The sequence below is a fragment of the Peribacillus sp. B2I2 genome (assembly GCF_041261685.1).
Lineage (GTDB): Bacteria > Bacillota > Bacilli > Bacillales > DSM-1321 > Peribacillus.
Genome location: NZ_JBGCCB010000001.1, coordinates 5,602,501 through 5,616,535 on the forward strand (window position 1 = coordinate 5,602,501; position 14,035 = coordinate 5,616,535).

Genomic DNA, 14,035 nt, shown 5'->3' on the forward strand with positions numbered 1-14,035 from the left:
CGATCTGGGCACTGTCTCAACGAGAGACTCGGTGAAATTATAGTACCTGTGAAGATGCAGGTTACCCGCGACAGGACGGAAAGACCCCGTGGAGCTTTACTGCAGCCTGATATTGAATTTTGGTACAGCTTGTACAGGATAGGTAGGAGCCTGAGAAGCCGGAGCGCTAGCTTCGGTGGAGGCGTTGGTGGGATACTACCCTGGCTGTATTGAAATTCTAACCCGCGCCCCTTATCGGGGTGGGAGACAGTGTCAGGTGGGCAGTTTGACTGGGGCGGTCGCCTCCTAAAGAGTAACGGAGGCGCCCAAAGGTTCCCTCAGAATGGTTGGAAATCATTCGTAGAGTGTAAAGGCACAAGGGAGCTTGACTGCGAGACCTACAAGTCGAGCAGGGACGAAAGTCGGGCTTAGTGATCCGGTGGTTCCGCATGGAAGGGCCATCGCTCAACGGATAAAAGCTACCCCGGGGATAACAGGCTTATCTCCCCCAAGAGTCCACATCGACGGGGAGGTTTGGCACCTCGATGTCGGCTCATCGCATCCTGGGGCTGTAGTCGGTCCCAAGGGTTGGGCTGTTCGCCCATTAAAGCGGTACGCGAGCTGGGTTCAGAACGTCGTGAGACAGTTCGGTCCCTATCCGTCGCGGGCGCAGGAAATTTGAGAGGAGCTGTCCTTAGTACGAGAGGACCGGGATGGACGCACCGCTGGTGTACCAGTTGTCTTGCCAAAGGCATAGCTGGGTAGCTACGTGCGGACGGGATAAGTGCTGAAAGCATCTAAGCATGAAGCCCCCCTCAAGATGAGATTTCCCATGGCGCAAGCTAGTAAGATCCCTGAAAGATGATCAGGTTGATAGGTCAGAGGTGGAAGCGTGGCGACATGTGGAGCTGACTGATACTAATAGATCGAGGACTTAACCAACGCTTTTTAAAAAATGAAATACCTTCTTATTATCTAGTTTTGAAGGAACAACGTTCCTGATATGTTTGGTGGCGATAGCGAAGAGGTCACACCCGTTCCCATTCCGAACACGGCAGTTAAGCTCTTCAGCGCCGATGGTAGTTGGGGGTTTCCCCCTGTGAGAGTAGGACGCCGCCAAGCTATTTCTAAGATCAGCCATTTTGGCTGGTCTTTTTTCGTCGTTTCGGGATAGATCATTTCAACATTGATAGTTAAAAGGATGAAAAGTTTAACCTTTCTGTCTTAATCCATTCAAATATTAAGAATGGCACCTTAGCTTGGCTTATTTTAAGGAATTGCACAATGCAAGGGTAATCATCATTAGGCATAGTTTTCATCAGCTCTGCCCACCATTCTGTTTCATAACGGGCTATTATACTAAGGTTATAAGAAATCAAATAATGTATTAAAAGTTCAGGTAATGAAAAAGCCGACGAATCTTTATTGAGTGATAGCATGAACTGTCCTTCTGCCAAATTATACCGTATTGGAGAGGTAGCATTATGAATAGGAACGTTATCTGTTATTAAATGCAGTGTCCCAGGAGATTCTGAAATACTGTAAACTTGATTCGTTTTGGATTTTAAAAATTCTTCCAATCGACTGCTGGACATTTGATAGCTATCCAATACTGATGAGGGTAATTGAAAGTCGTTTGAAGAGGGTAACAGGGCGACAAAATTTTTCTTGGAAACAGACCATGTAAAGTTTTGCATATCTGGTATTTCCTTCAATAACGTACCCATGGAAAATTTTTCGCCCTCCAAATGCTTGATATGGAATAACTTCTCGGCAATGCAGGTGAAAAGTCCATTCTTTTGCGTTTTCACTTCGTCCTTTAAAAATTCGTATTGTTGTTTTTTCCTTTTTCTCGTAGTTACCCCATGGGCAAGTAACGATGTTGATTCCGGATAGTTGGGATCAATCGTGAGCAGACAGGCCTTCAACAATTGGGCGAATCCATAAAATGTTAGGATTGGTTGTATGGAAAGTGGAGCGATGGCAGCCTGATTATAATAAGTTTTAGCATGTTCAAGATGGTATATAAATGGATAACAATTTTCGTAACTTTTTATTTCCGCTTCTGCAATTTTTTCATGCGTGTAACATTTTTGTAAAAAAAGTTGTGAGGCAGATGCGGAAAAAAAAGGTGTATATTTATCGAAATTATCATTGTTTTCAGGCATTGCAGCCTCTCCTTCGAATTGATAGAATAATCAAACATTTATTTCCCTTCTTGACAGTAGTATGTCCTATTGATAACCTACAAATAATATTTTTAAGCAGGAGGGGAAAATAATGTGGGAAAATAAATTTGCAAAAGAAGGTTTAACCTTTGATGATGTCCTATTAATTCCAGCGAAATCAGAGGTTTTGCCGAAAGATGTTAACCTTCAAGTCAGCTTGTCTGAAAATTTAAAGCTCAACCTTCCTATCATCAGCGCAGGAATGGATACCGTGACAGAAGCTGAAATGGCAATTGCCATGGCTCGTCAAGGTGGATTAGGTATCATTCATAAAAATATGTCTATTGAAGCACAAGCTGAACTGGTGGATAAAGTAAAACGTTCAGAAAGCGGTGTTATTACCGATCCGTTTTTCTTAACGCCAGATCATCAAGTATTTGATGCAGAGCATCTAATGGGCAAATATCGCATTTCGGGTGTGCCTGTAGTCAACAATATAGAGGATCAAAAACTTGTGGGTATCATTACAAACCGTGATTTGCGATTTATTTCCGATTTTTCCTTGAAGATTTCCAGTGTCATGACTGTTGAGAATCTAGTTACAGCGCCAGTGGGAACTAACTTGGAACAAGCAGAAAAGATTCTTCAAAAATACAAAATTGAAAAGCTTCCCCTTGTAGACGATAATGGTGTTCTTAAAGGACTCATTACGATCAAGGATATTGAAAAAGTCATCGAGTTCCCGAACTCGGCGAAAGATAAGCAAGGAAGATTACTTGTAGGTGCTGCTGTCGGTGTGACAAAAGATACAATGAAACGTGTAGAAATGCTTGTTAAGTCTCAAGTCGATGCAATTGTACTTGATACTGCTCACGGTCATTCAGAAGGCGTCCTTGAAATGGTGAAGGAAATCCGCAAGGCATATCCTGAATTGACGATCATTGCTGGTAATGTGGCAACAGCTGACGGAACGAAAGCGTTGATTGAAGCCGGAGCTGATGTAGTGAAAGTGGGAATCGGTCCAGGATCGATCTGTACGACAAGGGTTGTAGCTGGTGTAGGTGTTCCTCAAATCACGGCAGTCTTCGATTGTGCGACAGAAGCAAGAAAATATGGTAAAACGATTATCGCTGATGGCGGAATCAAATACTCTGGTGACATCGTTAAAGCCCTCGCTGCAGGTGGACATGCAGTAATGCTAGGCAGTATGCTTGCGGGTGTAACTGAAAGCCCAGGTGAAACGGAAATTTTCCAAGGTCGCCGTTTTAAAGTTTATCGGGGTATGGGTTCTGTTGCTGCAATGGAAAAGGGATCTAAGGATCGTTACTTCCAAGAAGATAACAAGAAATTCGTACCGGAAGGCATCGAAGGGCGCCTTCCATACAAAGGACCTCTTTCAGATACCATTTTCCAACTGATCGGCGGCATTCGTTCAGGTATGGGATATTGCGGTACAGCCACATTGGAAGAGTTAAGAGAAAACTCTCAATTTGTCAAAATGACTGGTGCCGGATTAAGGGAGAGCCATCCTCATGATGTCCAAATTACTAAAGAAGCACCTAACTACTCAATGTAATGAATTTAACATATAATCGTCATTAAAATTTATTGTTAAAATAGACAGAGTCTACGATTACTCTGTCTATTTTTTTTATTTTTTCTGTGATAAACTAGACAAGGTGTCAAGGGAATTACATAAAGTTTCATCTTTGTTATAGAGATTAGCTTAAAAGTTGGAGGTATTGGAAATTGAAAAAAATCAGCAAGATGACCCTCATTTTCACTTTTGTTTTTGTTCTTGTTATGTCGCAATTTGCCTATCAACCGGGGGAAGCTGTTGCTGAATCTGATAATTTAGATTTAAAAGCAGAAGCAGCCATCATCATTGATGGCGAAACAGGACAAATCGTTTATGAAAAAAATGCCGATAAAGTATTAGGGATTGCATCCATGTCAAAAATGATGACTGAGTACATCATAATGGAGTCAATTGAAAATGGGAAAATCAGTTGGGATCAAAAAGTTAAAATAAATAAATACGTACATGATCTTTCAAAAGCACCGAATTTGTCGAATGTTGGGTTAACAGAAGGTGAAGATTATACAGTTAAGGAACTATATCAAGCTATGGCCGTCTATTCTGGAAATGCGGCAACAGTTGCTTTAGCACAGTTGGTTTCCGGAAGTGAAAAGAGTTTCGTTAAATTAATGAACGAAAAAGCAAAACAATTAGGCTTGAAAAACCATAAATTCGTTAATGCCAGCGGTTTGAATAACACCGATCTATTAGGGCAGTATCCTGCCGGTAAAGAAGATGAAGAAAATATCATGACAGCAAAAGATACTGCTCTTCTTGCTTATCGTCTTATAAACGATTATCCGGAAGTGTTAAAAATCGCAAGTATTTCTAAATTGAAGTTCCGTGATGGAAAAGAATATCCGAACTTCAACTGGATGTTGCCTGGCCTGATATTTGAATATAAAGGCGTAGATGGACTGAAAACTGGATCTACCGACTTTGCCGGTTATGGTCATACAGGGACGGTTATCCAAGATGGTCAGCGCTATATTACGGTGGTTATGAAGTCCACTAATAAAAATGAACGTTTTGCAGATAGCACTAAGCTGATGAACTATGCTTATGCAACCTTTAAAAAAGAAAAAATCCTTCCAGCCAATTACCAGGTGAAAGGGAAAGAAACTCTTTCGGTAGTAAAAGGTAAGGAAAAAAACGTTAAGATTCAATCTGAAAAAGCGATCGAGCTGCTTGTTGAAAATGGCGAGAAAGATAACTATAAAACAGACTTAGTGATCGATAAAAACAAATTGAATGATGATGGTAAGTTGACTGCACCAATCAAAAAAGGTGAAAAGCTTGGTTACATTACAGTCACTCCTAAAAACGGCGAAGATTACGGGTACATTAACGGTGATCCAGTGAAGGTTAACGTCGTAGCTGCTGAATCTGTTGAAAAGGCAAACTGGTTCGTGTTATCAATGCGAGCGGTTGGCGGATTCTTTGGTGATGTATGGAGCAGTGTAGCTTCTACTGTTAAAGGCTGGTTTTAAGTTTCGTGTATAAAACGGTTGCGTAATGTACAAAATTATAGTACATTATGGAAAACAATCTGATATATAAGAAAGCAATGACAGGATATAGTAACAAGTATTTCTTTCTATAGAGAGCCGATGGCTGGTGAAAATCGGTGTGAGAGTTTTGTGAATCCCTCCTGGAGCAGAGTATGGAAAGCCTTTTGGGTCAGTAAATGCTTTCGGTTAAAAGCCGTTATCGTGATAAGTGGTAGGCATTTTTCATATGCCTTCAACTAGGGTGGCAACGCGGGTTAACTCTCGTCCCTTCTTCAGGGGACGGGAGTTTTTTGCGTTCTTTGATAGATCATCAAAATATTAAGGAGGAACTGAGTATGTTGGATTTGAAATATGTAAGAAATAATTTTGAAGAAGTGAAACGTGTACTGCAATTTAGAGGTGAAGATTTAACCGATTTAGGTAAATTTGAGGAATTGGATGTAAAGCGTCGGGCTTTGATTGCTGATACGGAAAAATTGAAAAGTAAAAGAAATGAAGTTTCAAATCAAGTGGCCGTATTGAAACGGGAGAAAAAAGATGCTGATCAGTTGATTGCTGAAATGCGTGAAGTTGGCGATCGAATCAAAGGATTCGATGATGAGCTTCGTGAAGTGGAAGCCCAGTTAGGAACATTACTTCTTTCCATTCCTAATATTCCGCATGAAAGTGTGCCAGTGGGTGAAACCGAAGACGATAATGTTGAAATCCGTAAATGGGGAGAATTGCCGGAATTTAAGTTTGAACCGAAACCACACTGGGATGTTGCTGGAGATCTAGGTATCCTGGATTTTGAACGGGCAGCAAAAGTGACCGGAAGCCGATTTGTATTTTATAGGGGTCTTGGTGCTCGATTAGAGCGTGCTTTAATTAGCTTTATGTTAGACCTTCATGTTGAAGAACATGGATATGAAGAAATGCTGCCTCCATATATGGTGAACCGTGCAAGCATGACTGGCACAGGTCAATTGCCAAAATTCGAGGAAGATGCCTTCCGTATTGAAAGTGAAGATTATTTCTTGATTCCTACAGCTGAAGTCCCGGTGACAAATTTCCATCGTGATGAAATCATGGGCATGGACGATCTGCCAATAAGCTATGCGGCATACAGTGCTTCATTCCGTTCAGAGGCAGGATCTGCTGGTCGTGATACCCGCGGCTTAATTCGTCAGCACCAGTTCAATAAAGTTGAGTTAGTGAAGTTCGTGAAGCCGGAAGATTCTTATACGGAATTGGAAAATCTTACAGGTCATGCCGAAAAGGTCCTTCAATTGCTAGGTCTTCCATATCGAGTACTAAGCATGTGTACGGGAGATCTTGGTTTCACTGCTGCTAAAAAGTATGATATCGAGGTTTGGATCCCGAGTTATGGGACTTATCGCGAAATTTCTTCTTGCAGTAACTTTGAAGCATTCCAGGCTAGACGTGCCAATATCCGCTTCCGACGTGATGCAAAAGGTAAACCGGAACATGTCCATACTCTAAATGGATCAGGTTTGGCAATCGGCCGCACAGTCGCCGCGCTTTTGGAAAATTATCAGCAGGAAGATGGCAGTGTCATCATTCCTGAAGTGTTACGTTCATATATGCGCGGTGCGGAAGTCATTAAACCGTAAGTTAAAGGAATCAGCTTCTGAATATAAGAGGCTGATTCTCCTTTTTATCTAAGTTTGAAAATTATTTTAAAAAAACTTTATAGACTGCTTGACTTTAATTTTAAATCAATGTATTATAATAAATGTTGATACGGAGGTATACCCAAGTTCGGCTGAAGGGATCGGTCTTGAAAACCGACAGGGGAGTCAAATCCCGCGGGGGTTCGAATCCCTCTACCTCCTCCATAACTTATTAATAACCACAGCGCATAAATTGGATATCGATGAATTCCGTTACAGAAATGTAACGGAATTTTTGTTTTCTAATATATTAAAAAACCACCGGATAATCGGTGGTTTTTCTGTTTTACATATTTCGTAACAACTTGGTTTGCTCCATATATTCGGCAATCCGTTTTATAAGAGGTTCGATACTTGCTCCATCCTGCATTAGGTCATATTCGTTTATATTTAATCGAAGGACAGGACAGGCGTTAAATTGATCGATCCATTCTTCGTAACGGCCATGCATCTCCTGCCAATATTCAATTGGGGTATGCTGTTCCATTGGACGGCCACGCTCTTGGATCCGGTCGAGGATATCATCCAGTGAACCTTCGAGATAGATAAGTAAATCAGGGTGCGGGAAGTATGGCGTCATAACCATCGCGTTGAAAAGGCTTGTGTATGTTTCGTAGTCGACATCGTTCATCGTACCTTTTTCATAATGCATTTTTGCAAATATTCCAGTGTCTTCATAAATGGAACGGTCTTGGATAAAACCGCCGCCATATTCAAAGATTTTTTTTTGCTCTTTAAAACGTTCAGCGAGGAAATAGATTTGCAGGTGGAAACTCCAACGATTAAAATCATCGTAAAACTTATCCAGGTAGGGGTTCGTATCAACCTTTTCAAAGGATGTCCTGAATTGAAGGGCATCGGCTAATGCATTGGTCATGGTCGATTTTCCTACTCCAACCGTCCCTGCTATCGTAATGACGGCGTTGTTTGGAATATTATATTTCTTTCGTAAGTTCATTTGACTTTACTCCTTTTTGCAGGGCATTCTCTATTTGGTTGATTATCGTTTTCAAATCATCCTGGTTGCCTACGAAATCCAGTTCATCTCCGTTGAACGTAAGAACAGGTATGTCAGGGTGCCGTATCTCGAACGTTTCCATGAATGTTCGATAATCCGCGGATAACTGCTCTAAATAAACGGAGGATATATTTTTTTCGAATTCACGGCCTCTTTTACCGATTCGGGAGAGAAGGGTATCTAGACTTGCGTTTAAATAAATGACCATATTAGGTTTGGGCATATCCCGTGTTAAAATATTGAATATTTCAAGGTATTTATTGTACTGTTCATTTTTTAAAGTTCGTTCAGCAAATATCAAGTTCTTGAATATATGGTAATCAGCGACCACGGCTTGGTCATTGGTAAGATAATTCTTTTCGATATCTTCCAATTGCTTATAACGGTTACATAGGAAAAACATTTCTGTTTGAAAGCTCCACTCATCAATATCGTTGTAGAATTTCCCGAGAAATGGATTTTCATCAACGATTTCCTTCAATAATGAAATTTGAAAATGATCTGCGATAACTTTTGCAAGTGATGTTTTTCCCACACCAATTGGACCTTCGACAGTGATAAATGGGGTGGATTTCATCCAATCTGTCCTCCTTCATGAGGTATCAAACTAAAATTCCCAGTTTATTAGGTATTTCAGCCAAGAGATATTGTAACACAGACTTGGGTCTTAAGTGATATTTTTGTCAGCTTGCTAATGAAGGAGAATGAAAGATTGTTTACCGAGGAGATATGATAGCTTAGTGCCTTGTTTATCTGTTAAATTTCCCCACATTTTATGGATGCCTTGAGAACATGTTTCATCATCTTTAATGCATAATGATTATCTTCCTTTGAGGCTGAAGCGATGCAATCCTTGGGTATCCACAATTGATATTCACGCATATAGGCATCATTGGCCGTGAATAGTACACAGATGTTACCGGCTATGCCGGTAATGATCAGGGTATCCACCTTTAATCGTTTGAGTAATGTGTTGAGGGCTGTCCCGTAAAATGCAGAATGCTTCGGCTTGATGAGAAAGAACTCGTCCTGCTGAGGTTTTATCCGTTCGATTAAAGAGGCGTTTCGATCATTTTTACATGTTTCAATAATTTTATCGAAGTCAGCCTGCCATAACTCGTAATGATCATTGATATATATGATTGGGAATCCTTTTTCTTTCATTTGCTTTTTTAACTTCAATATCGGATCGACGATATCCATCGTATGTTCAAGGAGCATATTCCCGTATTTGAAATCAAAATCATTGATCATATCAATGATGAGCAAGGCGAAAGTAGGCGATTCAGGTCGGTTCATGGTATATGCTCCTTTAATGTGAGAATTTACTTGCGGCACATATGCAGATTGCGTTACTATTCATTAGAATAAGTAGTATGACCTTTATTTTGTCTTATATTTGTCTGTTTACTCCTACTTATATGAGGGGGTTTTTTTATGAAGGATGATTTTTATTACATGAATTTAGCCTTAAAGGAAGCAGAAAAGGCGCAGATGTTGAATGAAGTGCCGATTGGCGCTTTAATTGTAATAGATGATCAAGTTATTTCGACCGGGCATAACCTGAGGGAAACGGAACAGAATGCGACGGCACATGCGGAGCTACTTGCGATCAATGAGGCTTGCAATGCACTTGGCAGTTGGCGTCTTGAGGATGCGACGTTATATGTAACGTTGGAACCCTGTCCCATGTGTGCCGGTGCCATTTTGCAATCGAGGATAAGACGGGTTGTTTTTGGAGCGCACGATCCAAAGGCTGGCTGTGCAGGGACATTCATGGATTTACTTCGAGATGAACGCTTTAACCATCAATGTGAAGTAACTAGCGGTGTATTAGGCGAAGAGTGTGGTTGGATATTGACTTCTTTTTTTAAAGAGCTTAGGGATAGAAAGAAAACTTTGAAAAGAGAGCAGGCACTAAAGAGAGTCGAAGAAAATAAATAGGTGAAAAATGCTCATTGAACATGCGGCCTTGCTTCTTTTGAAAAAAATGGAACCATACTGTTCCGTTAACAACACTTGCGTTTTTTTTGTTACCTTAGTATAATGAATTATGCGTCGTAATGACGCTGCGAAATTGGTATTACATTTGCCGTGCTAGACGGGGAGGTAGCGGTGCCCTGTACTCGCAATCCGCTCTAGCGAGGTTGAATCCCTTCTCGAGGTTAGCATTCTGTAGGGCCTGCCTTAAGTAAGTGGTGTTGACGCCCGGGTCCTGCGCAATGGGACTCCATGAACCATGTCAGGTCCGGAAGGAAGCAGCATTAAGTGGAAGTTCTCATGTGCCGCAGGGTTGCCTGGGCCGAGCTAACTGCTTAAGTAACGCTTATGGTTGCTAATCGACAGAAGGTGCACGGCAGTTATTTTACATAAACAAAAAACTCATTCGTTTCGGGTGGGTTTTTTTTTATGCCAAGAAGGTAAACTGATTGGCGTTTTGAAAAAAATGAGGCAATCATGAAATTTCTTTTTAGACTTTGAAATTAAGGAAATCAGTAATGTATAATAAACAAGATGGAGAAAAAAAGGAGGGATTTCCGTGGGGTATCAAGCATTATACCGGGTATGGCGGCCACAACAATTCATTGATGTAGTGGGGCAGGAACATGTAACGAAAACGTTGCAGAATGCCTTGGTCGGGCAAAAGGTTTCGCATGCCTATTTATTTTCCGGTCCACGTGGGACAGGGAAAACGAGTGCTGCCAAAATTCTTGCAAAAGCAGTGAATTGTGAGCATGCCCCGACAAGTGAGCCCTGTAACGAATGTGCTACCTGCCGCGGAATCACTGATGGCTCCATATCAGATGTTATAGAAATTGATGCAGCATCCAATAATGGTGTCGAGGAAATCCGTGACATTCGTGATAAGGTCAAATATGCACCGAACGCGGTTACATATAAAGTTTATATCATTGACGAGGTACATATGCTTTCACAAGGGGCTTTCAATGCGCTTTTAAAGACATTGGAAGAACCCCCGAAGCACGTAATTTTCATATTGGCGACGACTGAACCTCATAAGATTCCACTAACTATCATCTCCCGTTGCCAAAGGTTTGATTTTAAAAGGATTCAGCCTCAAGATATAGTTGGCAGGATGTCACAGATCATTGCAGAGACAGGTGTTTCATGCGATGAACAAGCCCTGCATATCATTGCAAGGGCAGCTGAAGGCGGGATGCGAGATGCCCTAAGCCTTCTTGATCAAGCGATTTCCTTCAGTGAAGAGACGGTTTCTGTGGAAGATGCATTGACTGTCACCGGCTCAGTTTCGCAGGCATTTTTAAGCCGGTTGGCAAAAGCTATATATGATAAAGAAGTAGCGGTGGCACTTGAAGTCCTTGAAGAGTTGCTAGCTATGGGAAAAGACCCGGCTAGGTTCATAGAAGACATGATTTATTATTTCCGTGACATGCTTTTGTTTCAAACGGCACCGGCACTGGCAGAATCCTTCGAGCGTGTATTGATAGATCCCCAATTTAAAGAATTGGCAGAAGTAATTTCATCTGAATCGATTTACTCCATTATTGAAAGTTTCAATCAAACACAGCAGGATATGAAATGGACAAATCATCCAAGGATTTTCCTTGAAGTGGCACTTGTGAAGTTATGTAATGAGCAGAGGCCCAATCAAGTGGATAATGGGCAGCTTCAACAGCTGCAGCAGAAAATAGAGGATTTAGAGAAGAAATTACTGGAAATGCAGAAAAATGGCATTCCAGCAGCCATGACAGAAAAACCTGCAGAGCAGGCAAAGGCACAAAGGTCCATTAAAAAAGCGTATAAAGCTCCTGCAGGAAAGATCAATCAAGTTTTGAAACAAGCTACTAAGCCAGGTCTTAGTGCTGTGAAAAGTAAGTGGGGGGAAGTCCTTGAACAGTTAGGTCAGCAAAACCAAAAGTCATTGGCAGCTTTATTAACGGAGGCAGAACCTGTTGCTGCGTCAACTGAAGCTTTTGTGGTAAAATTCAAATATGATATTCATTGTCAAATGGCAATGGAAAATAACCGTTTCGTGGAAGTGATTGCCTCGATCATGCAGCAATTGACCGGACACAGAATGGAAATCGCTGGTGTTCCGGAGAGCCAGTGGCAAAGGTTGCGGGAGGACTTCATCTCAACACAGCAGTTCGACGGTCCAGAAGAAACGGAATCAAAAGAAGAAGACCCCTTTATAGCAGAGGCTAGAAAATTAGTCGGCGATGATTTACTTGAAATTAAAGAATAATTGGAGGTAAGGAAAATGGGTATGCGCGGCGGTAATATGCAAAACATGATGAAACAAATGCAAAAGATGCAAAAGAAGATGGCAGAGGCACAAGAAGAATTAGGTGAAAAAAAGATCGAAGGCACTGCTGGCGGTGGAATGGTAACGGTTATCGTGACAGGCCATAAGGAAATAGTTGATGTAATCATTAAACCGGAAGTTGTCGATCCGGATGATATCGATATGCTTCAGGATTTAGTCCTGGCTGCAACTAACGATGCTTTGAAAAAGGCGGAAGAATTGACAAACCAAACGATGGGACAATTCACTAAGGGAATGAACCTTCCAGGTATGTTTTAAGCAAGTTCAAAAGAAACTTCCTTTCAGGAGGTTTCTTTTGAAATTTTTAGGAGGAATTCGATGCATTATCCAGAACCAATTTCCAAGCTCATTGACAGTTTTATGAAATTGCCGGGGATTGGGCCTAAAACTGCTGCTCGATTAGCCTTTCATGTACTAAGCATGAAGGAAGATACTGTTTTGGATTTTGCAAAAGCACTTGTGAATGCCAAGCGGAATCTAATGTATTGTTCAGTCTGTGGTCATATTACAGATCAAGATCCCTGTTATATATGTGAAGATCAAAAGAGGGACAGAAGTTTGATTTGTGTGGTTCAGGACCCAAAAGATGTAATAGCCATGGAAAAGATGAGAGAGTTCAGTGGTTTATACCATGTACTGCACGGCAGTATTTCCCCGATGGACGGAATAGGTCCGGAGGATATAAATATTCCTGATTTATTAAAGCGCCTGCAAGATGAAACTGTGTTGGAGGTCATTTTGGCTACTAATCCTAACATTGAAGGTGAAGCGACAGCCATGTATATTTCGCGGTTGCTCAGACCGTCAGGGATTAAAGTGACCCGAATTGCCCACGGACTTCCAGTTGGCGGAGATTTGGAGTATGCGGATGAAGTGACGCTATCAAAAGCAATAGAAGGAAGAAGAGAAATATAAGATAGCTGGGAGGACTTCACTTGTTCTTTCGTAAAAAAAAGAAACTTCGAAATGAATTCAATGATTCATTAATCGAAGAGCTTGAACATTTGAAATGGAATTGGCATAATCAAAAATCATTACTTGAAAAAAGCGTTGATCCATCTGAGGAAGTAATCGCCCAAGCAAGACTGGCGGAAGTGAAATATTTCTACTTATTCAGGGAAGTTAAAAGAAGGAACGTCCGCTTGAAAAGATGATAAGGAGATGGCTGTGAAGGATTGCATTTTCCTCATAGCCATTTTTTTGTTTCAGTTCTTAATCCATAGATCCGTTCATATAAGTGTAGTACAAGCTTGCGGGGAGGAATGAGTATGGAACCAGTTGTCTTTGTTGCCGTAGTTGGCGGCCTGATTTTAATGCTTCTCATTATCGGGGCGCCTTTAAGACCCGTCCGGTTTATAGGGCAGGGGATTATAAAAATCATCATCGGTGCAGCCTTTTTGTTCTTTTTGAATACACTTGGGAATCAAGCGGGCATCCATGTACCCATCAACCCTGTTACCTCGGCAGTCGCCGGCCTGCTTGGAATACCAGGAGTAGCAGCTTTGGCGGCCATTGGTTATTGGATCATTTAAAGGCTATTTGCGTCGATGTCACTTTAATGAAAACATCATGGATACCTCCTTGGGGTTTTTATCATGTTTATAGGTCATTTATGTTTTTTGAAAAAAACTGATTTAACCATTGACGATAGCCGATTAACCTGATAATATATTAGGAGTCGCCAATAACGACATCACAAATGCTCAATCAAAAAACAATATGAAATAAATGTTGACATTAGATTAGCTAAGTGATAAGATAATAAAGTCGCTTATGAAGCGGACAACGAAGTATCGCT

Annotated in this window: 13 protein-coding genes, 1 tRNA gene, 2 rRNA genes, 1 other RNA gene and 1 other annotated feature (1 of these 18 cut by a window edge); of the genes, 13 read left to right on the top strand and 4 right to left on the bottom strand. The window is 41.2% G+C overall.

All coding sequences use genetic code 11. The features are described from left to right. A 23S ribosomal RNA gene (locus tag ABIE66_RS27945) occupies positions 1-921 on the top strand (it extends 2,012 nt beyond the left edge of the window). A 64-nt stretch (positions 922-985) separates the two neighbouring features. Then, positions 986-1,101 (top strand): 5S ribosomal RNA (rrf, locus tag ABIE66_RS27950). 71 nt (positions 1,102-1,172) lie between these two features. Here the strand turns inward: rrf and ABIE66_RS27955 are convergent. Next, a complete protein-coding gene (locus ABIE66_RS27955; protein WP_370016953.1) occupies positions 1,173-2,147 on the bottom strand; it encodes a YaaC family protein in 975 nt (324 codons plus the stop codon). A 112-nt stretch (positions 2,148-2,259) separates the two neighbouring features. Here ABIE66_RS27955 and guaB point away from each other — a divergent pair, with 112 nt between their 5' ends. From guaB to ABIE66_RS27975, 4 genes are all read left to right on the top strand, one after another. Then, positions 2,260-3,723: an IMP dehydrogenase gene (gene guaB / locus ABIE66_RS27960; protein ID WP_370016954.1), complete on the top strand. Its 1,464-nt coding sequence runs from the start codon at positions 2,260-2,262 to the stop codon at positions 3,721-3,723. 173 nt (positions 3,724-3,896) lie between these two features. Beyond that, positions 3,897-5,216, top strand: coding sequence for a D-alanyl-D-alanine carboxypeptidase family protein (locus tag ABIE66_RS27965; RefSeq protein ID WP_370016955.1), 1,320 nt, complete (start codon positions 3,897-3,899; stop codon positions 5,214-5,216). 68 nt (positions 5,217-5,284) lie between these two features. Beyond that, positions 5,285-5,509, top strand: a binding site (T-box leader). A 63-nt stretch (positions 5,510-5,572) separates the two neighbouring features. Beyond that, positions 5,573-6,850: a serine--tRNA ligase gene (gene serS / locus ABIE66_RS27970; RefSeq protein WP_289323269.1), complete on the top strand. Its 1,278-nt coding sequence runs from the start codon at positions 5,573-5,575 to the stop codon at positions 6,848-6,850. A 132-nt stretch (positions 6,851-6,982) separates the two neighbouring features. Then, positions 6,983-7,075: transfer RNA gene (locus ABIE66_RS27975), tRNA-Ser, on the top strand. Positions 7,076-7,196: 121 nt separating this feature from the next. Here the strand turns inward: ABIE66_RS27975 and ABIE66_RS27980 are convergent. The 3 genes from ABIE66_RS27980 to ABIE66_RS27990 form a co-directional block, all read right to left on the bottom strand. Then, a complete protein-coding gene (locus tag ABIE66_RS27980) occupies positions 7,197-7,868 on the bottom strand; it encodes a deoxynucleoside kinase (RefSeq protein WP_289323270.1) in 672 nt (223 codons plus the stop codon). Continuing rightward, the gene (locus tag ABIE66_RS27985) at positions 7,846-8,505 is read right to left on the bottom strand and encodes a deoxynucleoside kinase (protein ID WP_289323271.1); all 660 of its coding nucleotides are present in this window, start codon (positions 8,503-8,505) and stop codon (positions 7,846-7,848) included. The genes ABIE66_RS27980 and ABIE66_RS27985 overlap by 23 nt, the downstream gene beginning before the upstream one ends. A 179-nt stretch (positions 8,506-8,684) precedes the next feature. Then, positions 8,685-9,227 carry a cysteine hydrolase family protein gene (locus tag ABIE66_RS27990; protein ID WP_289323272.1) on the bottom strand — a complete coding sequence of 181 codons (543 nt, stop codon included), beginning with the start codon at positions 9,225-9,227 and terminating at the stop codon, positions 8,685-8,687. A gap of 138 nt (positions 9,228-9,365) precedes the next feature. On the opposite strand from ABIE66_RS27990, the gene tadA reads away from it, so the two are divergent. From tadA to ABIE66_RS28025, 7 genes are all read left to right on the top strand, one after another. Next, the gene (gene tadA, locus ABIE66_RS27995) at positions 9,366-9,872 is read left to right on the top strand and encodes a tRNA adenosine(34) deaminase TadA (RefSeq protein WP_370016956.1); all 507 of its coding nucleotides are present in this window, start codon (positions 9,366-9,368) and stop codon (positions 9,870-9,872) included. A 148-nt stretch (positions 9,873-10,020) separates the two neighbouring features. Beyond that, an RNA gene (gene ffs / locus ABIE66_RS28000) (signal recognition particle sRNA large type) lies at positions 10,021-10,285 on the top strand. A gap of 182 nt (positions 10,286-10,467) precedes the next feature. Beyond that, positions 10,468-12,156 carry a DNA polymerase III subunit gamma/tau gene (gene dnaX, locus ABIE66_RS28005; RefSeq protein ID WP_370016957.1) on the top strand — a complete coding sequence of 563 codons (1,689 nt, stop codon included), beginning with the start codon at positions 10,468-10,470 and terminating at the stop codon, positions 12,154-12,156. 21 nt (positions 12,157-12,177) lie between these two features. After that, positions 12,178-12,495: a YbaB/EbfC family nucleoid-associated protein gene (locus ABIE66_RS28010; RefSeq protein ID WP_053348895.1), complete on the top strand. Its 318-nt coding sequence runs from the start codon at positions 12,178-12,180 to the stop codon at positions 12,493-12,495. Positions 12,496-12,555: 60 nt separating this feature from the next. Then, the gene (gene recR, locus ABIE66_RS28015; RefSeq protein ID WP_289314114.1) at positions 12,556-13,152 is read left to right on the top strand and encodes a recombination mediator RecR; all 597 of its coding nucleotides are present in this window, start codon (positions 12,556-12,558) and stop codon (positions 13,150-13,152) included. 20 nt (positions 13,153-13,172) lie between these two features. Beyond that, positions 13,173-13,391 (top strand): YaaL family protein, encoded by a 219-nt coding sequence (locus tag ABIE66_RS28020; RefSeq protein ID WP_260288908.1) that lies wholly within the window; start codon positions 13,173-13,175, stop codon positions 13,389-13,391. A gap of 114 nt (positions 13,392-13,505) precedes the next feature. Continuing rightward, positions 13,506-13,769 (top strand): pro-sigmaK processing inhibitor BofA family protein, encoded by a 264-nt coding sequence (locus tag ABIE66_RS28025; RefSeq protein WP_289314113.1) that lies wholly within the window; start codon positions 13,506-13,508, stop codon positions 13,767-13,769. Positions 13,770-14,035 lie beyond the last annotated feature (266 nt).